The sequence below is a fragment of the Labrys sp. KB_33_2 genome (genome assembly GCF_052114505.1).
Taxonomy (GTDB): Bacteria; Pseudomonadota; Alphaproteobacteria; order Rhizobiales; family Labraceae; genus Labrys.
The window spans coordinates 119,984-143,393 of the sequence record NZ_JBFREW010000003.1; the positions used below are offsets into that span (position 1 = coordinate 119,984).

Annotated in this window: 20 protein-coding genes; 11 read left to right on the forward strand and 9 right to left on the reverse strand. The window is 64.7% G+C overall.

Going from position 1 to position 23,410, the window contains the following annotated elements; genetic code table 11:
* Positions 1-16 precede the first annotated feature (16 nt).
* The 4 genes from AB4037_RS06130 to AB4037_RS06145 form a co-directional block, all read right to left on the reverse strand.
* Complete coding sequence (locus tag AB4037_RS06130; RefSeq protein ID WP_441770896.1) at positions 17-1,135, reverse strand: trypsin-like peptidase domain-containing protein; 1,119 nt, start codon at positions 1,133-1,135, stop codon at positions 17-19.
* A 415-nt stretch (positions 1,136-1,550) separates the two neighbouring features.
* The gene (locus tag AB4037_RS06135) at positions 1,551-2,576 is read right to left on the reverse strand and encodes an ABC transporter permease subunit (RefSeq protein ID WP_434958706.1); all 1,026 of its coding nucleotides are present in this window, start codon (positions 2,574-2,576) and stop codon (positions 1,551-1,553) included.
* Positions 2,577-2,655: 79 nt separating this feature from the next.
* Positions 2,656-4,191 (reverse strand): sugar ABC transporter ATP-binding protein, encoded by a 1,536-nt coding sequence (locus tag AB4037_RS06140; RefSeq protein ID WP_434958705.1) that lies wholly within the window; start codon positions 4,189-4,191, stop codon positions 2,656-2,658.
* Positions 4,192-4,385: 194 nt separating this feature from the next.
* Positions 4,386-5,480: a LacI family DNA-binding transcriptional regulator gene (locus tag AB4037_RS06145; protein ID WP_434958704.1), complete on the reverse strand. Its 1,095-nt coding sequence runs from the start codon at positions 5,478-5,480 to the stop codon at positions 4,386-4,388.
* 357 nt (positions 5,481-5,837) lie between these two features.
* On the opposite strand from AB4037_RS06145, the gene AB4037_RS06150 reads away from it, so the two are divergent.
* From AB4037_RS06150 to AB4037_RS06160, 3 genes are all read left to right on the forward strand, one after another.
* A complete protein-coding gene (locus tag AB4037_RS06150; protein ID WP_441770897.1) occupies positions 5,838-7,298 on the forward strand; it encodes a DUF1800 domain-containing protein in 1,461 nt (486 codons plus the stop codon).
* A gap of 3 nt (positions 7,299-7,301) precedes the next feature.
* The gene (locus tag AB4037_RS06155; protein WP_441770898.1) at positions 7,302-8,546 is read left to right on the forward strand and encodes a DUF1501 domain-containing protein; all 1,245 of its coding nucleotides are present in this window, start codon (positions 7,302-7,304) and stop codon (positions 8,544-8,546) included.
* 191 nt (positions 8,547-8,737) lie between these two features.
* Positions 8,738-9,106, forward strand: coding sequence for a hypothetical protein (locus AB4037_RS06160; protein WP_441770899.1), 369 nt, complete (start codon positions 8,738-8,740; stop codon positions 9,104-9,106).
* Positions 9,107-9,178: 72 nt separating this feature from the next.
* On the opposite strand, the gene AB4037_RS06165 is transcribed toward AB4037_RS06160, so the two are convergent.
* From AB4037_RS06165 to AB4037_RS06175, 3 genes are all read right to left on the reverse strand, one after another.
* A complete protein-coding gene (locus tag AB4037_RS06165; RefSeq protein ID WP_441770900.1) occupies positions 9,179-9,748 on the reverse strand; it encodes a hypothetical protein in 570 nt (189 codons plus the stop codon).
* A gap of 103 nt (positions 9,749-9,851) precedes the next feature.
* Positions 9,852-10,412: a NifU family protein gene (locus tag AB4037_RS06170; RefSeq protein WP_434958699.1), complete on the reverse strand. Its 561-nt coding sequence runs from the start codon at positions 10,410-10,412 to the stop codon at positions 9,852-9,854.
* Between the two features lie 161 nt (positions 10,413-10,573).
* The gene (locus AB4037_RS06175) at positions 10,574-11,359 is read right to left on the reverse strand and encodes an alpha/beta hydrolase (RefSeq protein WP_441770901.1); all 786 of its coding nucleotides are present in this window, start codon (positions 11,357-11,359) and stop codon (positions 10,574-10,576) included.
* A gap of 291 nt (positions 11,360-11,650) precedes the next feature.
* On the opposite strand from AB4037_RS06175, the gene AB4037_RS06180 reads away from it, so the two are divergent.
* The 7 genes from AB4037_RS06180 to cysK all read left to right on the forward strand — a co-directional run bounded on the left by AB4037_RS06180 (position 11,651) and on the right by cysK (position 18,516).
* A complete protein-coding gene (locus AB4037_RS06180) occupies positions 11,651-12,892 on the forward strand; it encodes a glycosyltransferase family 4 protein (RefSeq protein WP_434958697.1) in 1,242 nt (413 codons plus the stop codon).
* Between the two features lie 223 nt (positions 12,893-13,115).
* Positions 13,116-13,655 (forward strand): translation initiation factor IF-3, encoded by a 540-nt coding sequence (infC, locus tag AB4037_RS06185; RefSeq protein ID WP_434959728.1) that lies wholly within the window; start codon positions 13,116-13,118, stop codon positions 13,653-13,655.
* Positions 13,656-13,897: 242 nt separating this feature from the next.
* A complete protein-coding gene (locus AB4037_RS06190) occupies positions 13,898-14,749 on the forward strand; it encodes an AcvB/VirJ family lysyl-phosphatidylglycerol hydrolase (RefSeq protein WP_441770902.1) in 852 nt (283 codons plus the stop codon).
* Between the two features lie 108 nt (positions 14,750-14,857).
* The gene (coaBC, locus tag AB4037_RS06195; protein ID WP_441770903.1) at positions 14,858-16,126 is read left to right on the forward strand and encodes a bifunctional phosphopantothenoylcysteine decarboxylase/phosphopantothenate--cysteine ligase CoaBC; all 1,269 of its coding nucleotides are present in this window, start codon (positions 14,858-14,860) and stop codon (positions 16,124-16,126) included.
* A gap of 272 nt (positions 16,127-16,398) precedes the next feature.
* On the forward strand, positions 16,399-16,857 hold the full coding sequence (gene dut, locus AB4037_RS06200; RefSeq protein WP_187829545.1) for a dUTP diphosphatase: 459 nt from the start codon (positions 16,399-16,401) through the stop codon (positions 16,855-16,857).
* A gap of 126 nt (positions 16,858-16,983) precedes the next feature.
* Complete coding sequence (locus tag AB4037_RS06205; protein ID WP_311939813.1) at positions 16,984-17,433, forward strand: RrF2 family transcriptional regulator; 450 nt, start codon at positions 16,984-16,986, stop codon at positions 17,431-17,433.
* Between the two features lie 120 nt (positions 17,434-17,553).
* On the forward strand, positions 17,554-18,516 hold the full coding sequence (cysK, locus tag AB4037_RS06210; protein WP_434958694.1) for a cysteine synthase A: 963 nt from the start codon (positions 17,554-17,556) through the stop codon (positions 18,514-18,516).
* Between the two features lie 125 nt (positions 18,517-18,641).
* Here the strand turns inward: cysK and AB4037_RS06215 are convergent, their stop codons facing one another.
* Both AB4037_RS06215 and polA read right to left on the reverse strand, forming a co-directional pair.
* The gene (locus AB4037_RS06215) at positions 18,642-19,298 is read right to left on the reverse strand and encodes a DUF2076 domain-containing protein (RefSeq protein ID WP_441770904.1); all 657 of its coding nucleotides are present in this window, start codon (positions 19,296-19,298) and stop codon (positions 18,642-18,644) included.
* Between the two features lie 132 nt (positions 19,299-19,430).
* Complete coding sequence (gene polA / locus AB4037_RS06220) at positions 19,431-22,415, reverse strand: DNA polymerase I (RefSeq protein WP_441770905.1); 2,985 nt, start codon at positions 22,413-22,415, stop codon at positions 19,431-19,433.
* A 180-nt stretch (positions 22,416-22,595) separates the two neighbouring features.
* Between polA and AB4037_RS06225 the strand changes: the two genes are divergently transcribed.
* Positions 22,596-23,408, forward strand: a complete 813-nt coding sequence (locus tag AB4037_RS06225) for a HesA/MoeB/ThiF family protein (RefSeq protein WP_434958691.1) — start codon at positions 22,596-22,598, stop codon at positions 23,406-23,408.
* Positions 23,409-23,410 lie beyond the last annotated feature (2 nt).

Consider the following 23,410-nt stretch of genomic DNA (forward strand, 5'->3'; position numbering starts at 1 on the left):
GCCGTTCTCCCTTTCCTCAAGCCGCCGGGATGGCCGCGCCGAAGCCGGCCGCCTCGATATCAGCCCGGATCAATCCCGCCGGGACGCCCTGGTTGAATTTCGGCTCGCCCCAGGCCGGATCGCCGAAATGATGGAGGGCGAGAAGCTGCCACTCCAGGCTCAGGCAGGGTGAGCCCGAAGAGCCCGCGTCGGTGTTGGTGGCATAGCGCAGCCTTGGCCGCTCCGGCGGGGCGGGCGTCGGCAGGATCGCCTCGGTGTCGATCGCCAGCTTGACGGGCCCGCCATGGGGATGCTGGACGATGATCAGGGGCGAGCCCTGGCTCAGGGCGCCGTCCCGCTCCGGCAGGGCGAACCAGCCACGTCCGGTGCCGGCGGTCTCGGCGAGCTGCAGCAATGCGAAGTCGAGTTCGGTCGCCGCCGGTGGCGGCTCGTCCGGTGCCGCGGTCATTTCGGCCGGCGCGTAGGGGCGATGGTGCAGCAGCGCGGTGCCGGACAGCGCGACCACCTCGCCCTCGTCGAAGGAACCGTCGGCCTTGCGGGCATAGTCGAAGCGGCAGGAAATGGCTGGCAAATCGTTCTGCCCGGCCGCAGCCTCGACGACATGCCAATTGGTCAGCACGGCTTGCGGCCCGACCAGGAAGCCGGTGCCGGCCGCGCTGCCGGCGATCTCGATGCGGCAAACCCGGCGCAGCGTCTGCGTCATTCCGGCGATCCACAGGGCAGGATCGAGCATGCGCAGATGGGGCTTGATGTTGCGCTGCAGGCCGGGGCCCAAGGTCGCATCGCTGGGCTGTGTGCGGCGATTATCCTTGTCCAGCATCACCAGATCATAGGGGTTGCTCAGGATTTCGGCGGCCGCTTCCGGCGCCAGCTGGGCGATGAGTTGGCGGATATCGTCGCGACGCGGACGGTTGACGTAGACTGCCTTGAGGAAATTGCCGGTCTGGCCCTCCTGTTCGAGGCGAATGACCAGCTCGCGCAGCACGGAGACCAGCGGTTGCCTCACGTCGGTCCAGTAGACCTCGAGCTGATCGCCGGTTGCCACATAGACGAAATTGCTGAGATCATCGAGATTGACGGTCGTCGACAGGGCCTTGGCCAGTTCGGAGACTTGCGTGCCTGTGAGCTTGTCCACCGTCGCCCCCTCTTGCCGCCTGGAGCCCGCCGCCTCGCCCGACGATCTCGGTGCCGGTTCATGGCTGAGCGCTTATTTGCTCAAGCTATTTGCTTCGACGCGTCTTCGCGGCTCCAGGTGACTCCGTCCAATCGCAAAACGCTTTAGCATAGTTGCGTGAGAGCGCCGTGAATCCCGGCCGGCAGAGGTTTGTTGAACTTCAATGTGCTGCAGATGATGTTGGGAGCGGCGCCCTGGTCTCAGATCAGGATCTCGGTTTTCGATGAAACCGGGATGATAGTCGACACGGAGACTTGCGCCGCCAGATCCTATTTCAAACGTGGGGTCGGCTCTGCCATGTCAAAACGAAAACCGCCTCCGTTACACGTGCAACGAAGGCGGGGAAAGCGTGGGCCGTGGGGCTCGCCGGGTCGGCTCAGGTCCGGGCGCTACCCGAGGATCGCAGGCGGTCGAGAGCGACGGCACCGATGATGACCAGGCCCTTGATGATGAACTGCCAGATGTCGGAGACGCCGATCAGGATCAGGCCGTTGGAGAGCACGGCGATGATCAGGGCGCCGATGAGTGTGCCCCAGATCGAGCCGATGCCGCCCACGAAGCTGGTGCCGCCGAGGATCACGGCGGCGATAGCGTCGAGTTCGTAGGATTGGCCGAGCTGCAGGCCGTTGGCGGCATAGAGCTTGGCGGCGGACATCGCCCCGCCCAGGCCCGCCAGCAGGCCGGATATGCCATAGACGATGAGCAGGATCGACCAGACCTTGATGCCCGACAGCCGCGAGGCCTCGGCATTGCCGCCGATGGCGTAGATGCGCAGCCCCAGCACGGTGCGGCGCAGGATCAGCCAGGACACCACCACCGTGGCGAGTGCGATCACCATCAGCCAGGGCACGCCCAGGAGCGTGCCATTGCCGATGAAGGCGAAGGGCAGGCTGGGATTGAAGATCGTCTTGTCTTCGCCGAACAGGCGGGCAAGGCCGCGCACCGCCGTCATCGAGCCGAGCGTGACGATGAAGGGTGGCAGGCGCATGAAGGCGATCAGCGCGCCGTTGACCAGGCCGAGCAGGCCGCCGGTCACCAGGGCCGCCACCAGCCCCATCATGCCCCAGCCCGGGATCAGCGAGACGATCAGGGCGATCATCGCCGAGGCAGCGAGCACCGAGCCGACCGACAGGTCGATGCCCCCGGTGAGGATGACGAAGGTCATGCCTGCGGCGAGCACGGTGTTGATCGAGGCCTGCTGGGCCACGATCGACAAATTATTCCAGCTCATGAAGCGGCCGCTGGCCCAGGACAGGCCGCCCGATTCGACATAGCCCGACAAGAGCTGGAACAGGATGGCGATCAGCACGAGGGCGGGCAGCATGCCAAGGCCGCGCAGCGTGCCGGACAAAGCGAATTTGCGGCGGGCGGTATCTGCCGTGGAAGGGTTGGTGGATGTCATCGCACAGTCCTGCCTGTCTTGAGGGCCGTCTTGTCTTGCCGGTACGTTGTGGTGCCGCGTCGGGCAAAAGCCGGGTGCGTCATGCCGCGTCCTTTGCGGCTGAGGTCGCGATGGCCATGATGTTCTCCTGGCTGACCGCTTCGGTCTCGGCGCCGCCGAGTTCGCCGGCGATGTGACCTTCGCGCATCACGATGACGCGGTCGCAGATGCCGACGATCTCCGGCAGTTCGGACGAGATCACCGCCACGCCGACGCCCTCGCGGGCCAGCCGGTCGATCAGGCGGTAGATCTCCGATTTGGCGCCGATGTCGACGCCGCGGGTCGGCTCGTCCAGGATCAGCACGCGCGGCTTGGTCTCCAGCAGGCGCGAGAGCAGCACCTTCTGCTGGTTGCCGCCGGACAGGCCGCCCACCGGCGCGTCGGGCGAGGCGGTGCGGATGCCGGTGGCCTGGATCGCCTCGCCCGTGCGCTTGCGGCCCTTGGCGAGGTTGAGGAAGCCGCCGGCCAGGGCATCGCGGGCGATCACCCCCAGATTGATGTTCTCGGCCACCGACATGTCCAGCATCAGCCCGAGCAGCTTGCGGTCCTCGGTGAGATAGGCGATGCCGGCCTCGATGGCGTCCTGCGGCGAGCGGATGCCTACCTCCTTGCCATCGACCGCCACGGTGCCCGATATCTTCGCATCGGCGCCGTAGATCAGGCGGGCAAGCTCGGTGCGCCCCGCGCCGACCAGGCCGGCAATGCCGAGCACCTCGCCCTCGTGGATGTCGAAGGAGCAAGGCTGGATGCGCCTGCCATCGGCGATGTCGCGCACCGAAAAGATGATCCGGCCCCGGCTTTGATGAGCGTCGTGCTCCTTCTTGTAGAAGGAGGAGAGATCGCGCCCCACCATCATGCGCACCACCGCGGCGGGGTTGATCGCCTCGCGCTCCAGGGTGCCGACATAGGTGCCGTCGCGCAGCACCGAGACACGGTCGGAGAGCTCGTAGACCTCCTTCATGCGGTGGCTGATATAGACGATGGCCAGCCCCTCCTGCTTGAGCTGGCGCACCAGGGCGAACAGCCGCTCGGTCTCGCGCTCGGACAGGGTGGTGGTGGGTTCGTCCATGATCAGCACGCGCGAACGGGCATGGACGGCACGGGCGATCTCCACCAGCTGGCGTTCGGCGATGGAGAGCTCGGCCACCTTGTCGCGCGCAGTGAAGGTGGCGCCCAGGCGCTGCAGCACGCTTTCGACGCCGGCAATCATGGCGCCACGGTCGATCAGGCCGGCCCGGCTTGGTTCGCGGCCGAGATAGATGTTCTCGGCCACCGTGAGATTGGGAGCGAGGGCGAGCTCCTGGTAGATGATGGCGATCCCCAATTGCTTGGCCGCCATCGGGCCCGAGATCGCCACCTTCTGGCCGTCGATCAGAATTTCCGAGCCCTCATCCGGCACATAGGCGCCCGAGAGGATCTTCATCAGGGTCGATTTGCCGGCCCCGTTCTCGCCCATCAAGGCGTGGATCTCGCCCAGCTTGACGTCGAGCGAGACCCCCTTCAGCGCCTGGACCCGGCCGAATGTCTTGGAAACATTCCGCATTTCAAGGAAGGGATGCGTCTGGCCTGCGTTCATCCTGCCCCCGTTTTCATGCCGTTATTTCAGCAGTTGCACCAATGTTGCAGCTGTTCCCTGGCTTGCCAATGATTTTGACTGGATTTGGTAAGCGGCGACGAAGGCCGAGCTCTGGAGCGGGCTGCAAAAGCCTATGTCGAGCACGGCTCGAAGATCTCGAACGGCATGCCCTGATCGTCCACGCCGCCCGATGATCAAGGCGTGAGATCAAAGACTGATTCCCGGTCGATCAGGATGGTCGGCATCTCGACATCCCTTCCGGCTTCGCCGCCTTGGATCTGTCGAACCAGCAAATTGACGGCCACGCGCCCCATTTCGTGGATCGGGCGCTGTACCACCGAGATCGCCGGCGTCAGTGCGCCCGACCAGGGCGATTCATCGAAGCTGATGAGGGCGACATCTTTCCCGACCACCAAGTTCAGGGCCCGGCAGGCGGCCAGCACGCCAATGGCGATTTCCTCGCATGTCGCCAAAATCGCGGTGGGTCGCGGATCGGAGCGCAGAATCGTCGACGCCGAGTCGATGATCATCTGGGGATCGTTCGGCGTATAGCGCAGCCAGGCCTTCGGCAGGTCGAGGCCGGCCGCCTCCAGGGCATCGCGCGCGCCGAGAACGCGGTCGCGTGCGCTCGACACGGCCCCTCGCGGCTCGCTCTGCCGCTGCGAGGAGGCTGCCGCGGTCAAGACCACCAGGCCGATGCGCCTGTGTCCGCGGGCGATGAACAATTCCACGGCTTCTCGGGCCCCACCACGATCATCCGTTGTCACGGCACTGACCGAAAAATCCGCGATGCGGCGGTCGAGGAGCACCATCCGTCCCTCGCCCGCGCCGGCTTTTTGCAGATGCTCGTTGTGGTCGGGCGAGGACGGCACGACGATCATGCCGGCAACGCGCTTTTCCATCAGGGTCTGGACCGCCTCGATCTCGGTCTTGAGATCGTCGTCCGTATTCACGATCAGGGTCTGATAGCCCAGGGAGGCGCAGGTATCGATGATCGCCCGGGCGGCGCTGGCAAAGAATGAATTGCTGATGTCGGCAATGACGACGCCGATCACCTGGGTGCGGCCGGCCCGCATGGCCCGGGCCGCCTCGTTGAGCCGATAATTCAGCGTCCTGGCAGCCGCCGCGACGCGCTCCCGCGTCTCCTCGGTAACGAGGCCATAGCCGCCAAGAGCGCGAGCCGCAGTCGCTCGGGAAACCTTGGCAAGGCGTGCAACGTCCAGAAGGCGCGCGGGACGAGTAGCGCCGGACCGCGGGCTTTGCTCGTCGATTTTCTTGTTTTGGGTCATGCCTCTACTTGGTGCAGGAGGCTTTCTTTGGCCAAATTGAAAAAGTATTTTTCTGTCGCGGAGGCTTGCGTACTACCTTTACGGCAGAAAGGCAAACCGTCTGCCTCCTTAAACGACTGATCCCGGCCGAGAAAGTTCAACCCGTCACCCATGCAGAGTTTCCCGGCCGGGTCTACGGATAGGCTGCGTCGGGAAACTCCGCAAATGTTTGATATCTTGCAGGTTTCTCTTGATCGTGCCTGCGCGCGACCAAGAGAAACCTGCTTGGCAGCAAAGTTCGGAAATAGTCGGCCTTTTTTAAGTCATCGGATCGCCGTGATGGCATCGGATACGCCGCCGATACTGTTGCTGCCCTGAATGGCGGAGGCGACGGTGGCGAACCAGGACCTCGACCCTGCACGGGTCGTTTTCAATCGTTTTGGCTTGGGGCCCCGCCCCGGCGATCTGGCGAGGCTGGGCAGCGATCCGCGTGCCGCCTTGCGGGCAGAACTGGTCAAACCCGATATTGCCCTGATCCCGATGGCAACGGATGCCGATCCCCTGCCGGGTAGCACCGCCGCCATCCAGGCAAGCATGGCCGCAACCATGCAGCGCAAGGCCGAGCGCATGACAGCGCCTGCGGGCGCGATGCAGATGGGCCCGGAAGGGATGTCCTCCGCACTCGCGGCCCCCGCCCCGCAGGGGCCGATAAAGCCGGAGCCGCCCATCGAGGCCCGGTTGCTGAAGGCGGAGGCACAGGCCCGTTTTGCCAAGGCGCTTAACGCGGAGATCGGGTTCGTCGAGCGGCTGGTCGCCTTCTGGTCCAATCATTTTTGTGTCTCGGTCGCCAAGGACAACATCGTGCGGGCGTCGGCAGGAGCCTTCGAGCGGGAGGCGATTCGCCCCTTCGTGCTGGGGCGCTTTGCCGACATGCTGGTCGCGGTCGAGCATCACCCGGCCATGCTCTATTATCTCGACAATCAGCAATCCGTCGGCCCCGGCTCGCGGGCGGGACGCAACCGCAATCGCGGCCTGAACGAGAACCTAGCCCGCGAGATCCTCGAATTGCACACGCTTGGTGTCGGCAGCGGCTACAGCCAGGCCGACGTGACCGCCTTCGCGCGTATCCTCACCGGCTGGATGATTGCGGGGCGGGAGGGCCGCCTCGGCGAACCCGGCAGTTTCGTCTTCAACGCCAATGCGCATGAGCCCGGTGACCAGGTTTTCCTCGGCAAGACCTATCCGGCCGGCGGCATGGGCCAGGCGGAGGCCGTGCTCAACGATCTTGCACGCCATCCTGCCACGGCCCGGCACATTGCCATGAAGATCGCGCGCCATTTCATCGCGGACGACCCGCCGGCCCCGATGGTCGCGAGGCTGGCGGAGGTTTTCACCAAGACGGATGGCGATCTTCGCGCGCTCGCCATGGCGCTGGTCAACGCGCCGGAAGCCTGGTCGCAGCCGCTGGCGAAGATGCGCTCGCCATTCGATTTCGTTCTCGCCTTGCGCCGTGGCATCGGGCCCGGCCCGGAGGCGGATCCCGGCCAGACGCTGAACTGGCTGGCGCTGCTGGGAACGCCCCTGTGGCAGCCGCCCGGCCCGAACGGCTTTCCCGACCTCGCCGATACGCAGGCCTCCCCGGCCGGCATGGCGATGCGTCTCGATATCGCCTGGCAGGCGGCGCGCCAGGCCAAGGGCATCGGCGAACCGGACGACCTGCTGGCCGCGCTCATCGGCCCGTCGGTGTCGGCGGAAACGCGCCAGGCCGTCGGCCGTGCCGAGTCGCGCCAGCAGGCGGTGGCACTGCTTTTGATGGCTCCCGAGTTCCAGAGGAGATAGCTCATGGAGACCGCGTCGGACACCCTGTGCGAGCGTCCGCATCCGTCCCGTCGCGCCGTCCTGCTCGGCAGTGGCGCCCTGTTTGCCTGGGCCTATCTGCCACGGTTCGCCCGGGCCGCCGAGGCGAGGGATCCGCGCCTGGTCGTGCTCGTGCTGTGCGGGGCGCTGGACGGGCTCTCGACCGTGGCGCCCGTCGGCGACCCCGATTATCATGGGTTGCACGGCGATATCGCCCTGGCCCTGGATGGGCCGCATCCGGCTCTGCCCCTGGATGGATTCTTCGCCCTCAATCCGGCCATGCCGACCTTTGCCCGCCTGTTCCAGGCCCGGCAGGCGCTGGTCGTGCATGCCGCCGCCACGGGCTATCGCGAGCGTTCCCACTTCGATGGTCAGGACGTGCTCGAGAGTGGCTTTCCGGGGCCGGGCCATACGGCGACGGGCTGGCTCAATCGCGCCTTGGCCGATCTACCCGCCGGCGAACGCATAGCGCCGCATGGCGGCCTCGCCGTCGGGCCGTCGACGCCTCTGGTGATGCGCGGCGCCGCGCCTGTGCTCGGCTGGGCGCCTCAGGTCCTGCCGGATGCGGGCGATGATCTGGCGGCGCGCCTGCTCGATCTCTACGACCATCGCGACCCGGCGCTGGCGATTGCTCTGCGCAGGGGGCTCGAGGCCGAGCGTCTGGCCGCCGGTGACGGCATGGGCATGACCAAGCGCAAGGGTGGGCTCGACAGTGCCGCCGGCATGCGGCAGGCCGCCGAAGGAGCGGCCCGGCTGATCGCAGCCGAGGACGGGCCGCGCCTCGCTGCCCTCGCTTTCGATGGCTGGGACACCCATGTCAACGAGGGTGGAGCGACAGGCCGGCTCGCCATGCTGCTCGGCGGCCTCGACGACGCCTTCGCCGCGTTCGAGAGCGGCCTGGGGCAATACTGGAAGGATACGGTCGTGGTCGCCGTCACCGAATTCGGCCGCACAGCACGCATCAATGGCACCGAGGGGACCGATCATGGCACCGGCACGGTCATGCTGCTGGCGGGCGGTGCGGTAAAGGGGGGCCGCGTCGTCGCCGATTGGCCGGGCTTGAAACTGGCGCAGCTTCATGAAGGCCGTGACCTCCGGCCGACGACGGATGTTCGCAGCGTGCTAAAAGGGCTGCTGGCCGATCAGTTCGGCCTTTCACCCATGGCGCTGGGTTCGACCATTTTCCCGGATTCGCTTTCGGTTCGACCGATGGCCGGACTCGTCGCCTGAACAGACGGGGGCATGAAGCCGCCAGCCCTTTGCTTCGAAATTGTGGCTAAATCTGACAGGGCTGCCACAAGAATTACTGATATGTTCAGAAGATATATTCAAAATAAACCATTGTTGTTCATGTGCCTTTAAGGTGGTGTGGGCTAATTTGTTGCCAATGCTGGGGTAGCCAAATCGGAGTTTCTATTGCAATGACGATGAAGATCTGCCTTTCAGCCGCGGTGCTTTGTGCCATGACGGCCCTGGCGACGACACCGGCCTCCGCAGGCGACGGCCGTACCGGTGCTTTCGTCGGCGGCGCAGCCCTCGGCGCGGTCGGTGGTGTCTTGCTCGGCCAGGCGCTGGCCGACCGTCCCGCTCCGCCGCCACGGCCGGCGCCGGTGTATGAGCCGGCCCCGGTTGCCTATGATCCCTATGTCGACCGCCTTGATCGTCTGCATGCAGGTTGTGACAGGGGCGATCGTCGGGCCTGCGTCCAGTTCGGGGAAATGATCGGCGCCCATCGCGAGCGCGTGGCGGAATGGCGCCGCTCGCATCCGGACTTCTTCGAGTGGGAATGATCCATAGAGAGGGAACGGGCAGGCCTTTCGAAACCGCCCGTTTCCCAATCGGCCCGCGAAGCGAGGTGATGTTCAGCCTGCATGCTTCAGGGTGATCATGCAGGCGATGCCGGCGCTTACGGCAAGCGGTTGGTTGAGGCAGCGGATGGTGGCAAAGTTTTCGGTGACCACCCGCGCCTTGCCGATGTCTCCGTCGGAATCACCGCGCATCACGCCGAGATCGAGCGTGTCCTGCTCGACGTCGTAGTCGCTCTTCTGCGGCCCGATCGTGTGCAGCAGGCTTTCGAGATGGGCGGTAAAGTTGATGAGGTCCGCCGGGCTCGCGCGGTCGCCGATCAGGCCGATTGCATCGATCGCGTTACCGGCGAGGATGACTGTCATCGAGGTGGGCGAGCGGGACTCGCCGATCGAGTCGGTGACGTCGCTTCTCGGCGAGATCGTCGTCAGATATTCGGTGTCATCGAAGGTGCAGGCATAGGACTCGTCGTCCTTCCCACGACAGGCACGGATCGGATCCAGCCCGTCCCGGGCGAGGCGCGTATCGAAGAGGTCGATCAGGCGCCGCTCCGTCAGCGATGCGGATTGCGCGTGAGCGCTGCCAAACAGGGCGCTTACGAAAAGGATGGATAACAGCAGGCGCATGGCCGTAGCGAACTCCGGCCCCCCGAAGGGGATTAAGCACCTGCCCCCTTAAACATTGATGAAAGCGGCCGAACGATGCCGCTTGTCAAAGGGCCCGGCCGCCTCAGGCGGCGCGGACTTCCTGCACCTCGGGCACGAAGTGGCGCAGCAGGTTCTGGATGCCGTTGCGCAGCGTCGCCGTGGAGGAGGGGCAGCCCGAGCAGGCCCCCTTCATGGCGAGATAGACCACGCCCTCGCGATAGCCGCGGAAGGTGATGTCGCCGCCATCGGCCGCCACTGCTGGTCGCACGCGGGTTTCGAGCAGGTCCTTGATGGTCTCGACGGTGTCTTCGTCGGCCTCGTCGAAGAACTCTTCGCCCTCATCCAGCGGCGCGACATCCGCGTTGAGGATGGGCACGCCGGACAGATAGTGCTCCATGATGGCGCCAAGCACGGCCGGCTTGAGGTGCTGCCATTCCGCGCCCGAGCGGGTGATGGTGATGAAGTCCGAGCCGAAGAACACGCCGGCGACGCCCTCGATCGAAAAGAGCTTCTGGGCCAGCGGCGATTGCGCGCCTTCGGCGGCATTCGTCATGTGCAGCGTGGTGCCCTCGGGCAGCACTTCGCGGCCGGGGAGGAATTTGAGGGTCGAGGGATTCGGCGTCGCCTCGGTCTGAATGAACATCTGTCTCTCCGCTCCAAATACCGGGTCCTAACGGAGCTCTCAAACCCGCGCCTTCGGGCGGGTTTGAGAGCTCCGCAGCATTTAAGTTCCAGCAAGGTTTCCTCGGTCGGAAGGGCGTTCCGACCGAGGAAACCTTGCTATGGCCGGTCAGGACGTTACGACTATAGGAGGAGCTGTGATTTGGGCGCAATGCCCTCCACCGCCTCCACCAGCCTGTCGAGGTCCTGGGCGCGCGACAGCCGGTGGTCGCCATCCTTGATCAGCGTCACCGTCACATCGTCCTCGGCCAGGCTCTCCACCAGCGTCATGGCATGCTGCCAGGGCACGTCCGGATCCTCCATCCCCTGTAAGATATGTACGGGGCAGCCGGTTTTCACCATGTCGCCGAGAAGAAGATGGCTGCGGCCTTCCTCGATCAGCGTCCGGGTGATTGGATAGGGCTCGGGCGAATATTCGGACGGGCGCAGCCAGGCGCCCTTGTCGAGGATCTCGCGCTTCACCGTGTCGGGGAACTGGTCCCACATCAATTTCTCGGTGAAGTCGGCGGCGGGGGCGATCAGCACCATGCCTGACGGCGCCAGCGGCGTACCGGCCAGAGCCCGTGCCACCAGCAGGGCGATCCAGCCGCCCATCGAGGAGCCGACCAGGATCGGCGGCGTCTTCACGCCCTCACGGATCACTGCCAGGGCGTCCTCGAGCCAGGAGCCGATGGTGCCGTCCTCGAAGCGCCCACCCGATTCGCCGTGGCCGGAGTAATCGAATCGCGTCACGGCGCGATGGTGCCGCGCGCCCCAATCGGCAAGGAAACTTGCCTTGGTCGCCAGCATGTCGGAGCGGAAGCCGCCGAGCCACACCACATCCGGGCCGCGGCCGGGCTGATGGCGCCAGGCAATGCTGCGGCTGGACGGGCCTTCGCCGACGGTGATCATGGCGGGGTTGCTCGTCATCCGGTCACTTCCTTTTGCCCAAGCGTTTTGTGTTTTGTCGATTGCGGTCTGGCAGATTCGCCGAGAATCACAAGTCACCTCGACGTGGGGAGTTAGAGCAAGAAATTCCGTCACAAAAACGCTGCTTTGCCTCTGTGTGAGGTAGCTGTTTGCGAAAAATATACCGGGCAGGCCGGAAATTCCCGCACAGCATCACCTTTCATTTAGAACATGGGGCGCTCTATAGAGTCTGTGATGGACCATGGTCCATAGTCGTTATCGTGAAGAAGCCAGCCGGAACAGCCAGCGCCCATGTCTGATATCTCGTCCAAAGCTCGCCCAATCGGCCGTCGGCCGAAGGAGGAACGCTTTGCCGGCATCACGGTGCTGCAGATCATTCCGGCCTTGGATGCGGGCGGGGCCGAGCGTACTACCATCGACATCGCCGATGCGCTGACGCGGGCGGGTGCCCGTGCCTTGGTCGCTACCGAGGGTGGCCGGCTGGTCGGCGAACTGCAGGCGCGCGGCGGCCTTTGGATCCCGTTCAATGCCTCGACCAAGAATCCGCTGCGCATCTGGGGCAATGCCCGGCGGCTCGAACGCCTGGTGCGCGAGGAGAAGGTCGACCTCATCCACGCCCGGTCGCGGGCGCCGGCCTGGTCGGCGCGCCTCGCCACCAAGAAACTCAGCCTGCCATTCGTCACCACCTATCATGGTGCCTATTCGGCGACTTCCGAGCTGAAGAAGCGCTATAATGGCGTGATGGCGCAGGCGGACGTGGTCATCGCGAATTCCAACTTCACTGCCGCCACCATCAAGGCGAACTGGCCGGAGGCCGCCGAACGACTGCGCGTGATTCACCGCGGCACCGACTTGACGGCCTTCACCCCTTCCGCCGTGTCGTTCGAGCGTGTCGAGGCGCTACGCCGGGCCTGGAACGTGGCGCCGCATCAGCGCATCGTGCTGCTGCCCGGCCGGCTCACCGGCTGGAAGGGCCAGCGCGTGCTGATCGATGCCGCGGCCATTCTCAAGCAGAAGGGCATCGAGGACACCGTTTTCGTGCTGGCGGGCGATGCCCAGGGCCGGGATGGCTATGTGGCCGAGCTCGAGGCGCGCATCGCCGAGCGCGGCCTCAAGGGGCTGGTGCTGCGCGTCGGCCATTGCAGCGACATGCCGGCCGCCTATCTCTCCGCCGCGGCGGTCGCCATTCCTTCCACCAGTCCCGAGGCTTTCGGACGCACGGCGGTCGAGGCGCAGGCCATGGGCTGTCCGGTGGTGGTGGCCGATCATGGCGCCACCTCCGAAACGGTGTTGGCCCCGCCCGAGATCGTCGGCAATCTGCGCACGGGCTGGCGCACGCCGGTGGGGGACGCCGAGGCCCTGGCGGAGGCCCTGCACGAGGCCCTGACCCTGGGCGCCTCCGCCCGGGACGGTCTGGCGGCGCGGGCGCGCGCGCATGTCGAGGCGCATTTCTCGCTGGATGTGATGTGCAACGCCACGCTCGACGCCTATGCCGAACTTCTGGTTCGGAGTCGCAGACTCAAAGACGAGTAGGCGAGAAGCCTGGACGAGCAGGCGAGAAGCCTGGAAATATCTGCCTCATTGCCGATCCGTGACAGTCTATCGAGCTGATTTGTGATCTAAAAATCACGCCGTCGGCCATGAAAGCGTTGACTTCCGGTCGCTTCGGCAACATCTTCCCGCAATCCGGGCGCGGGCTTCGACGCGAAGCCGACAGTTTGCCCAAATCAATTCAATGGTAGAGGAGTTTACCGCCATTCGTCGCCCTATGAGGACAAACGCACCGGTCGTGAAGGACGGTCCGCGCATCAATGAGGAGATTCGGAACCGCGAAGTCATGCTGATCGATCAGGACGGGCAGAACCGCGGTGCCACCGACACCAGGGCGGCGATCGCCATGGCCTTTGAAATCGGGCTGGACCTTGTCGAAGTGGCCGCCAATGCCGAGCCGCCGGTCTGCAAGATCATGGACTACGGCAAGTTCAAGTTCAACGAACAGAAGAAGGCCGCCGAGGCCCGCAAGAATCAGAAGACGGTCGAGATCAAGGAGATCAAGCTCCGCCCGGCCATCGACGATCATGACTATGACGTCAAGATGAAGGCGATGAGGCGCTTCTTCGAGGAAGGCGACAAGGTCAAGGTCACCCTGCGCTTCCGCGGTCGCGAAATGGCGCATCAGGAGATCGGTTACCGCCTGCTCAATCGCGTCAAGGACGATACGGGCCTGATCGCCAAGGTGGAATCCGATGCCTCGCTCGAAGGCCGTCAGATGGTGATGGTTCTGGCTCCACGCTGATCGGGCTAGGGCAAAGCGCGTTCCACGGCGGAACGCTTGTTTTGCCCTGGCTTCCTGTTTCCAAGCCAATCCAGAAGATTGGCTGAAGCATCGCTGCGATGCTGGCTGAACTCGTCCAATCGCAAAACGCTTTGGTTCGTTCGGCTTTTTGATGTGCAGGCCCGGAAGGCGGTTCCGGGCCGCCATTGTCATGCCATCTTCCAGGCACAGGAACGGATCAGTCATCTGTTTCCTGTCGTCCAATGGCGCGTTTCATTACCCTACGGCGTCTCGCTGTCCTGATCTTGCTGGCAGCAACCTGCGTCTTCCTCGACGCCAAGGTCCTGCCGCGCTGGTTTCCGCAGGCTTTCGGTGGAGTCTGGGGTGGATTGGCCGCGCCCGATAATGTCAATGTGCCCGCATCCCTGCGCGATCTCCCGGTTGTCCTGACCAAGGGCAGGCGAGAGGACGGCCCTGTCGCGATCCTGCTGTCGGGCAATGGCGGCTGGTGGGGTATCGATGATGGCATAGCCGAAGGGCTTGCCCGCGCCGGCGTGACCACGATCGGCCTGAACAGCCTGGCCTATTTCATCCATCGGCGTTCTCCCGAGGAAGTTGCGGCCACGATCGACAGGATGGCGGCGTCGCTTGGGGCCGACAGGCCGATCATCCTGGTGGGCTATTCCTTCGGTGCCGATATCGCGGCTACGGTCTATTCACACCTTTCCGACGATCTGCATGCGCGCATTCGCCAGGTCTCGCTGCTCGGCCTCTCGCGGGAGGCCGACTATGCCGTCGGCTTCATGAAGGTCGCCGGCGGGCGCAGGGCGACGATCCCGGCTGTCGCGGCGATCGACGGCCCTCATATCCAGTGCTTCCATGGTGTTGACGAAGGCTTGCGTTCGGGCTGCAACGATGTCGATGCCGGGACGGTGCAGGTGATCGAGTTGCCGGGCGGGCATCATTTCGACGGCGACTATGACGCGATCGCCAAGCGCATCCTCGAAGGCATGCCCTTGCCTCATCCCAGCGATCCGATTCGCTATGCCGGCATGGACAGATTCGCCTGGTTGGCCCATCCGGTTGGAACGCAAGAGCGGACGGAGCCGCGCTGAAACGATTGAATCCCCCGATGGCGCTATTTATGTGTGGGGTGGTCGCGGTGCTTTTCGGTAAGCCCGGCAGAATCGCAAACGCCCTATTGGCCTCACGCGGATCGATCCATGTCCACCACCCTCGTCGGCAAGCGCATCCTTCTGATCATCGGCGGCGGCATCGCCGCCTATAAGGGCCTCGAGCTGATCCGGCGCCTGCGCGAACGTGGCGCCGATGTGCGGGCCATCCTCACCAAGGCCGGCGAAGCCTTCGTCACGCCGCTCTCCGTCTCCGCGCTCACCGGCGACAAGGTCTATACCGACCTGTTCTCGCTGACGGACGAAGCCGAGATGGGGCATATCGAAATGTCGCGCGATGCCGATCTTCTGGTGGTGGCGCCGGCGACAGCCGACCTCCTCGCCAAGATGGCGCAGGGCCAGGCCAATGATCTCGCATCCACCACGCTGCTGGCCACCGACAAGCGCGTGCTGGTCGCCCCTGCCATGAATGTGCGCATGTGGCTGCATCCGGCGACCCAGCGCAACATTGCCCAGTTGCGCGAGGACGGCGTGCTCTTCGTCGGTCCCAATGATGGCGAGATGGCCTGCGGGGAATACGGGCCGGGACGCCTGGCCGAACCGCTGGAAATCGTCGCGGCGATCGAGAAGGCCCTGGCGGGGCCGACCTTCATTCCGCTGCCGGGCTCGGTGCGCGCCGATACACGGCTGCTCCCGGCCCTGCCGCTCGCCAGCAAACATGTGCTGGTGACGGCCGGGCCGACGCATGAGCCGATCGATCCCGTGCGCTACATCGCCAATCGTTCCTCCGGCAAGCAGGGTTATGCCATTGCGGCGGCTGCCCTGACTGCCGGGGCTCGCGTCACCCTGGTTTCGGGACCGGTTTCGCTTCTGCCGCCGCCGGGGGTGAATCTGGTGCCCGTGGAAACGGCGCGCGAGATGCTGGAGGCTGTCAGGACTGCCATGCCGGCCGATATCGGCATCTTTGCGGCGGCGGTGGCCGACTGGCGCGTGGCCGATGCCGGCGCGCAGAAGATCAAGAAGGGCGCAGAGGGCACGCCGAGCTTCTCGCTGGTGGAAAATCCCGACATCCTGGCCACCATCGCCCAGGACAAGGCGCGCCGACCGTCCCTGGTCGTCGGCTTTGCGGCGGAGACCGAACATGTCGTCGAGCATGCCAAGGCCAAGCTCGCCCGCAAGGGCTGCGATCTCATCGTCGCCAACGACGTCTCGCCCGAAAGCGGTGTGATGGGCGGAGACCGCAACCGCGTTCATCTGGTTTCGGCCTCGGGCGTCGAGACCTGGCCCGACATGGACAAGGATGCGGTTGCCCGGGCCCTGGTGGCTCGCTTTGGCGAATTGGCCAGTGCCACGGCGTGACCGGGGCCGAGTCTTCGGGGCCTGACCGAAAAATCGGGGGAACCTCGACTTTTTGTCATCACCGGGCTTGTCCCGGTGATCCAGGGGCCCCAGTCTCGATCGGTTTGCGGTATCTGGATGCCCGGGACGAGCCCGGGCATGACCAAGGTGGAGCTATTCCGGGCCGTGTTGCGAGTTTTGAGACAGGCTCTTCAGACCCGCCTACGCCATCACCTGTCCCCACGATTTTGAAACAGGCGGGTCTGGAGACCCGCCCTCTATGCAGGATTGCCATGACCCTGACCATTCCCGTCAAGAAACTCCCCCATGCCGGCGACCTGCCGCTGCCTGCCTATCAGAGCGAGGGAGCGGCGGGTCTCGACCTGCCGGCCGCGCTGGGCCCGGGGGAAACCTTGGTTCTTGCACCGATGATGCGTGCGCTGGTGCCAACCGGGCTGGTTTTCCAAATTCCACAGGGCTATGAAGGACAAGTGCGTCCACGTTCCGGATTGGCTGTGAAAAGCGGAATTACCGTTTTGAACGCACCTGGTACGATAGACGCCGATTATCGCGGTGAGATTAAAGTCGCCCTGATCAATCTGAGTGTAGAATCCTTCGCCATCACCCATGGCATGCGAATCGCCCAGTTGGTCATTGCACCGGTGACGTTGTCTGTCCTGGTCGAAACGGCGGAAGTCGATTCGACCGTTCGCGGCAGCGGCGGCTTCGGTTCGACGGGCACCGCAACGTGATCTAGAGCAAAGTGCGATTCTGCGAATCGCATTTCGCCCTAACTCTTTGTTTTGACGCATATTCTTGATCGAAGAGTCTGTCGCCTCTTCTGGAAAATGCGTCAGGGACCGTATCAGGGGGTCGACATGCAATTGCTTTCGCGCCGTTCCTTGCTTGGCCTCGCCGCCGTGGTCGATATCGCCCACCATTCGAGGCCGACGCCGGTCGCCGCCAAGGCTCTTGCTTCCCGGCATGCCTTGCCGCCGCGCCATCTGGAAACCTTGCTGCAGACCCTGGTGCGCCACAATATTCTCAAGGGCGTGCGCGGTCCGCGCGGTGGTTATGAGCTGGCGCGCGAGCGGCGGCGCATCAGCGTCGGCGATATCGTGCGCGCGGCGATGACGGATGCCGCTGGAGAGGACGACCCGGCGCCGGTCTCGACCCTGGTCGATCAGGTCATCGCGCCGGCCGTCAACCAGGCCTCGCAATCCTTCCTGGCCGAACTCGACCAGATCACCGTCGAGGACCTCTGCCGGGATGCCGAGCGCAAGCATGTCTTTGGCGGCACGCCCGCCAATATCGACTTTGCGATTTGAGGGCTCGATTTGAAGATTTGGTCATCTAAAAAACATTATGGATCTGTAATTCAACATTAACCTCGACATTTTCGTGGATTAATGTTGAATTCCAGCCGCTTTCAATCAAGGACGTTCCTCATGGCGAATGCCAATCATGTGCCCGGCCGCGGCCGCATCTACCAGTCGATCACCGAGACCATCGGCGACACCCCGCTGGTGCAGCTCAACCGGCTGGCCAAGGCCAAGAACGTCAAGGCACGCATCCTCGCCAAGCTCGAATTCTTCAATCCGATCGCCAGCGTCAAGGATCGCATCGGCGTCAGCATGATCGACGCACTGGAGAAGGCCGGCCACCTCAAGCCGGATACCGTGCTGGTCGAGCCGACCTCCGGCAATACCGGCATCGCGCTCGCCTTCGTCGCCGCCGCCCGTGGCTATCGCCTGATCCTGGTCATGCCGGAATCGATGTCGATCGAGCGGCGCAAGATGCTCGCATTGCTCGGCGCCGAACTAGTCCTCACCCCGGCTGCCCAAGGCATGCGCGGTGCTGTCGCCAAGGCCGAGGAGATCGTCAAGGAACTGCCGAGCGCCATCATTCCCCAGCAGTTCCGCAATCCGGCCAATCCCGAGATCCACCGCCTTACCACGGCGGAAGAGATCTGGAACGACACCAAGGGCGACATCGACTATTTCGTCTCGGGCGTGGGCACTGGCGGCACCATCAGCGGCGTCGGCCAGGTGCTGAAGCCGCGCAAGCCCGACCTCAAGATCGTGGCGGTGGAGCCGGAAGATTCCCCGGTGCTGTCGGGCGGCCAGCCCGGTCCCCACAAGATCCAGGGCATCGGCGCCGGCTTCGTACCGGATGTGCTGGACCGTTCGGTGATCGATGACATCATCACCGTTGGCAACCAGACCTCCTTCGACACCGCCCGCCTGCTCGCCCGCATCGAGGGCATCCCCTGCGGTATCTCGTCCGGCGCGGCCGTCGCGGCGGCGCTGGAACTGGCTGCTCGCCCCGGCATGGACAACAAGTCCATCGTGGTGATCGTGCCCTCCTTCGCCGAGCGCTACATTTCGAGCGCCCTGTTCGAAGGGTTGTAAGGCAATACTGGCGACTCCGGCTTTCAAGAGGCCCAAGAGGCCTTTGACAGAAAAACACCCCGTCCAACTGGCCGGGGTGTTTGTTTTTAAAGCCGGACGAAAGCCGGTGGCCTCAGGATCGGCGGTCAGATCCAGCTATCGTCGCTGCCGCCGGAATCATCCGAGCCGTAATCGCCATCGTCGTCATCATCCGAATCGTAGCTGGCGTCACGCACATTGTCGTCGTTGTCGCGGCCCTTGTCGGCGTTTTCGTTGATGACGGTCTCGTTGATGGTGGTGTTGCCGCCGCCGCCAAACGGGCTCGAGCCGCCGCCGAGCAGGCCGCCGCCACCGCCGAACATCGAGCGCACGCCCTCGAACAGCAGCGCGCCGCCGGCGACACCGGCCGCCGTCTGCAGGGCGCCCTGCAGGAAACCGCCGCCGCGCGCGGGTTCGGCCTGCTGCGGCGGAACCTGTTGCTGCTGAGCCTGGTTGCGCTGGCCACCGAAGCCCTGCAAGGCCGAGCCGGCGCGCTCGATGAAGGATTGTGGCTGCTCGGGCGGCTGCGGTGCTTGCTGCGGCTGCTGCGCGGCGGCTTCCGCAGCCTGGACCTTGGCATGAGCCTCGCGCAAGGCGTGGTCCTGCACCAGGACGGTCTGCACCAGGGCATAGGCGGCGCCCGGTGAGCGGGCCATTTCGGCCGCGATCGCGGTTTCGGCCTCGGCGTCGCGCCCCGTCGTCGGGGCGGAACTGCGCAGGCGATTGAACAGGTCCTCGATGAGGGCTTTTTCGTTGGGGGTCATCCTGACTCTCCTTCGCGGCTGCGTCCTGAGGGGGAAGCCGCAACGCCTCCCATGTGGGTGCTGCACCTCAATCGGACAAGAACCGGCCGGAATTGGGGCGCGTTACAAAGGATTAATGCCGATTGGCCGTGCTTAATGCGCCTCTTCCCAATTGCTGGCGGCCCGTGAATCGACCTGCAACGGTACCTTGAGCTGCAAGGCCGGAAGCGCTGCGTGCTCCATCACCTGGGAGACCACCGGCAGCGTCGCCTCAACTTCCTCCTCCGGTGCTTCGAAGACGAGCTCGTCATGCACCTGCAGCAGCATCTTGGCCGAGAGCCCGGCCTTGATGAGGGCACCATCCATCCGGCTCATCGCCCGGCGGATGATGTCGGCGGCCGAGCCCTGGATCGGTGCATTGATGGATTGCCGCTCGACGAAGGCCCGCTCGGAGGGGTTCTTCGATTCGATCGCCGGAAAATGCATCTTGCGGCCAAAGACGGTCTCGACATAGCCACGGGCGCGGCATTCGGCCTTCATCCGGTCCATATAGTCGCGGATGCCAGGGAAGCGCTCGAAATATTTCTTGATATAGGCGCTCGCCTCCTCGCGCGGAATCGAGAGCTGGTTGGCGAGGCCGAAGGCGGAGATGCCGTAGATGATGCCGAAATTGATGGCCTTGGCGCGCCGCCGCACCTGGGGATCCATGCCCTGCACCGGCACGCCGAACATCTCGGAGGCCGTCATGGCGTGAATGTCGACGCCGTCCTCGAAGGCCTTGGTCAGTTGCGGGATCTCGGCGACATGGGCGAGTACGCGCAGCTCGATCTGCGAATAGTCGGCCGAGATCAGCTTGGCGCCGGGAGCGGCGATGAAGGCCGAGCGGATCTTGCGCCCTTCCTCAGTGCGCACCGGAATGTTCTGCAGATTGGGCTCGGAGGAGGAAAGGCGCCCCGTGGTGGTCGCCGCTAGGGAATAGGAGGTGTGGACCCGGCCTGACTTGGGGTTCACATAGGTGGGCAGGGCGTCGGTATAGGTCGATTTGAGCTTGGTGAGCTGGCGCCAGGCCACGATGCGCCGCGGCAGTTCCAGGCCCTGGTCGGCCAAGTCCTCCAGCACCTGGGCCGAGGTCGCCCATTGGCCGGTGGGAGTCTTCTTGCCGCCGGGGAGCCCCATCTTGCCGAACAGGATGTCGCCGAGCTGCTTGGGCGAGCCGACATTGAAGTTCTCGCCGGCGAGTTCGTGGATCTCCGCCTCGAGCCGGGCCGCGCTCTGGGCGAATTCGCCCGACAGACGCGCCAGGATCTGGCGGTCGATCATGATGCCGCGCGATTCCATGTTGGCGAGCACGGCGACGAGCGGGCGCTCCAGCGTCTCGTAGATGGTGACCAGCCCCTCGGAGACCAGGCGAGCCTTGAGCAGCAGCCACAGCCGCAGGGTGACGTCGGCATCCTCGGCGGCATAGGCGGTAGCGCGCTCGATAGTGACCTGGTCGAAGCCGATCAGCGACTTGCCGGAGCCGCAGACTTCGGAAAAGGCGATCGGCTTATGGCCGAAATGGCGTGACGAGAGTTCGTCCATGCCGTGATTGCCACGCCCGCCATCGACGACATAGGACATCAGCATGGTGTCGTCATAGGGCGCGATCTTGACGTTCTCCTCGCCCATCACCAGCGTGTCATATTTCAGGTTCTGGCCGATTTTCAGCACGCCGGGATCTTCGAGCAGGCCCTTCAACCGCTTTAGAGCCTCGCCGGCATCGACCTGCCCGGCCATCATGCCGCCGCTGAACAGGTCCGCCTTGTCGCGATGGCGCAGGGGCACATAGCAGGCCTTGCCCGGCTCGACCGACAGGGAGAAGCCGACGAGATCGGCCTGAAGGGCGTCGAGCGAGGTGGTTTCCGTGTCGAAGGCGACATAGCCGCGTTCGCGGGCCCTGATAATCCAGCCGTCGAGCGCTTCCAGGCTGGCGACGGTTTCATAGGAGCCGCTGTCGAAGGGAATGGCGGTGAGCCTGGCCTTGACGCTTTCCACCACGGCGGAGGGCGTGCCGGCCCCCGTGGCAACCGCCGGAGCGGCAGAGACGCCGTCCGCACCCGGCTTGGGCGCCGGCGTCCTCGCCGGGGCGGGCGAGAAATCGCTGTCGGGGATCTTCAGCGCCTCATCGGGCGCGATATCGGCGACGTCGAGGCCGGCATCCTCGGCGATGCGGCGGGTCAATGTGGAGAATTCCATCGCCTTCAGGAAGGCGATGGCGCCCTTGGCGTCGAGCCCGGGGGCGATCAGGTCCTCGATCGGCGTTTCCAGGGTGACGTCGGTGACGAGCTTCACCAGTTCGCGCGAGATGCGGGCGAGCTTGACGTTCTCGGGGTCGGTCAGGCTCTCGCGGCGCTTGGGCTGCTTGATCTCGCCGGCGCGGGCGAGGAGCCCTTCGAGGTCGCCATATTCATTGATCAACTGCGCCGCCGTCTTGACGCCGATGCCAGGCACGCCGGGGACATTGTCGGTGGAATCGCCGGCCAGGGCCTGCACATCCACCACCTTGTCCGGCGTCACGCCGAACTTTTCGAGCACTTCGGCCTCGGCGATCAGGCGTTCGGGTCGCGAACCCTTGGCCTTCTGGTCGCCGGAAGCAGGATCGAACATCACCACGCCGGGCTGGATGAGCTGCATCAGGTCCTTGTCGGCGGAGACGATGGTGACGTCGGCGCCGGCCTTGACGGCGATGTCGCAATAGGTGGCGATCAGATCGTCCGCTTCGTAGCGGGACTGTTCCACCGGCTTCAGGCCGAAGGCGCGCACGGCAACCCGCATCAGCGGGAATTGCGGAACCAGTTCTTCCGGCGGCGGGGGACGGTGGCCCTTATAGGGCGGGTAGATCTCCTTGCGGAAGGAATCTTCCGACTTGTCGAAGATGATGCCGAGATGGGTGGGCCGCTTGCCCATCACCCCTTCCTTGATCATCTTGTGCAGCACATTGCAGAACAGGCGCACCGCACCCGTGGGTAGGCGGTCGGAGCGGTAATTGTAACGGGCGTCCTGGTTGATCGACTGGAAATAGGCCCGGAAGATGAAGGACGAACCGTCGACCAGAAAGACGTGGTCGCCCTTTCCGGGTGCGCGCGGAGCAGAAGTCATCAGGGCCTCGTCTTCGGTCTGTTCAAGACTGATTCTTGGAGCGCGATCATACAGGCTCGCATCCAGAAGGCGAGCCTGGGAGCGTAGATCGGAGCGCGGACTTCTCAGCGACACGCCTGCATGTCGCTGAGACGCGCTCCGATCATTGCGCCTTTTCGGGCAAGTATCTACATTCGCCCCATGGCATTTTCATCCGAAGAGCTGGAGCGTTACGCCCGGCATGTCGTCATGCACGAGGTCGGCGGCGCCGGGCAGCAGGCTTTGTCGCGGGCTCGCATCCTGGTCATCGGCGCGGGCGGGCTCGGCGCCCCGGTGCTGCTCTATTTGGCGGCGGCGGGCGTCGGCACGCTCGGCATCGTCGATGACGACATCGTGTCGCTCTCCAACCTGCAGCGCCAGATCATCCACGCCACGCCCGATATCGGCCGTCCCAAGGTCGAGACGGCCGGGGAGGCGATCGAAAGACTCAATCCGCATGTGACGGTGGTTCCGCATGCGATGCGCATCGATCCCACCAATGCGGCTGAACTGATCGCATCCTATGATCTGGTGATAGACGGCTCGGACAATTTCGACACCCGCTATGCCGTCTCCGATGCCTGCTTCCATGGCCGCAAGCCGCTGGTCATGGGGGCGCTCGGCGTGTTCGACGCGATGCTGACCACGCTGCGGCCCTTCGAGACCAATGCCGAAGGCGAGCCCAATCCGACCTGGCGCTGCCTCTTCCCGCAGAAACCGCCGCCGGGCACCATTCCAAGCTGTTCGGAGGCCGGCGTGCTCGGTGCGCTTGCCGGCGTGGCCGGCTCGATGATGGCGCTGGAAGCGATCCGCGAGATCGTCGGATTCGGCACCGGCCTCACTGGCCGCCTGATCCATCTCGATGCGCGCGACATGCGCTTCGGCGAGACCCTCTATGGCTGGGACCCCGACAACCCGCTGAATGGCGAAGCCGCGCAAGCAACGGGCGAAACGGCGATGGCGCTTCCCGGCTGAGT

What these genes read in the sequence shown, in the direction of transcription:
- AB4037_RS06135 (WP_434958706.1), bottom strand. Translation starts at nt 2,576, where the DNA reads ATGACATCCACCAACCCTTCCACGGCAGATACCGCCCGCCGCAAATTC.
- AB4037_RS06140 (WP_434958705.1), bottom strand. Translation starts at nt 4,191, where the DNA reads ATGAACGCAGGCCAGACGCATCCCTTCCTTGAAATGCGGAATGTTTCC.
- AB4037_RS06145 (WP_434958704.1), bottom strand. Translation starts at nt 5,480, where the DNA reads ATGACCCAAAACAAGAAAATCGACGAGCAAAGCCCGCGGTCCGGCGCT.
- AB4037_RS06150 (WP_441770897.1), top strand. Translation starts at nt 5,838, where the DNA reads ATGGCGGAGGCGACGGTGGCGAACCAGGACCTCGACCCTGCACGGGTC.
- AB4037_RS06155 (WP_441770898.1), top strand. Translation starts at nt 7,302, where the DNA reads ATGGAGACCGCGTCGGACACCCTGTGCGAGCGTCCGCATCCGTCCCGT.
- AB4037_RS06160 (WP_441770899.1), top strand. Translation starts at nt 8,738, where the DNA reads ATGACGATGAAGATCTGCCTTTCAGCCGCGGTGCTTTGTGCCATGACG.
- AB4037_RS06165 (WP_441770900.1), bottom strand. Translation starts at nt 9,748, where the DNA reads ATGCGCCTGCTGTTATCCATCCTTTTCGTAAGCGCCCTGTTTGGCAGC.
- AB4037_RS06170 (WP_434958699.1), bottom strand. Translation starts at nt 10,412, where the DNA reads ATGTTCATTCAGACCGAGGCGACGCCGAATCCCTCGACCCTCAAATTC.
- AB4037_RS06175 (WP_441770901.1), bottom strand. Translation starts at nt 11,359, where the DNA reads ATGACGAGCAACCCCGCCATGATCACCGTCGGCGAAGGCCCGTCCAGC.
- AB4037_RS06180 (WP_434958697.1), top strand. Translation starts at nt 11,651, where the DNA reads ATGTCTGATATCTCGTCCAAAGCTCGCCCAATCGGCCGTCGGCCGAAG.
- AB4037_RS06190 (WP_441770902.1), top strand. Translation starts at nt 13,898, where the DNA reads ATGGCGCGTTTCATTACCCTACGGCGTCTCGCTGTCCTGATCTTGCTG.
- coaBC (WP_441770903.1), top strand. Translation starts at nt 14,858, where the DNA reads ATGTCCACCACCCTCGTCGGCAAGCGCATCCTTCTGATCATCGGCGGC.
- dut (WP_187829545.1), top strand. Translation starts at nt 16,399, where the DNA reads ATGACCCTGACCATTCCCGTCAAGAAACTCCCCCATGCCGGCGACCTG.
- AB4037_RS06205 (WP_311939813.1), top strand. Translation starts at nt 16,984, where the DNA reads ATGCAATTGCTTTCGCGCCGTTCCTTGCTTGGCCTCGCCGCCGTGGTC.
- cysK (WP_434958694.1), top strand. Translation starts at nt 17,554, where the DNA reads ATGGCGAATGCCAATCATGTGCCCGGCCGCGGCCGCATCTACCAGTCG.
- AB4037_RS06215 (WP_441770904.1), bottom strand. Translation starts at nt 19,298, where the DNA reads ATGACCCCCAACGAAAAAGCCCTCATCGAGGACCTGTTCAATCGCCTG.
- polA (WP_441770905.1), bottom strand. Translation starts at nt 22,415, where the DNA reads ATGACTTCTGCTCCGCGCGCACCCGGAAAGGGCGACCACGTCTTTCTG.
- AB4037_RS06225 (WP_434958691.1), top strand. Translation starts at nt 22,596, where the DNA reads ATGGCATTTTCATCCGAAGAGCTGGAGCGTTACGCCCGGCATGTCGTC.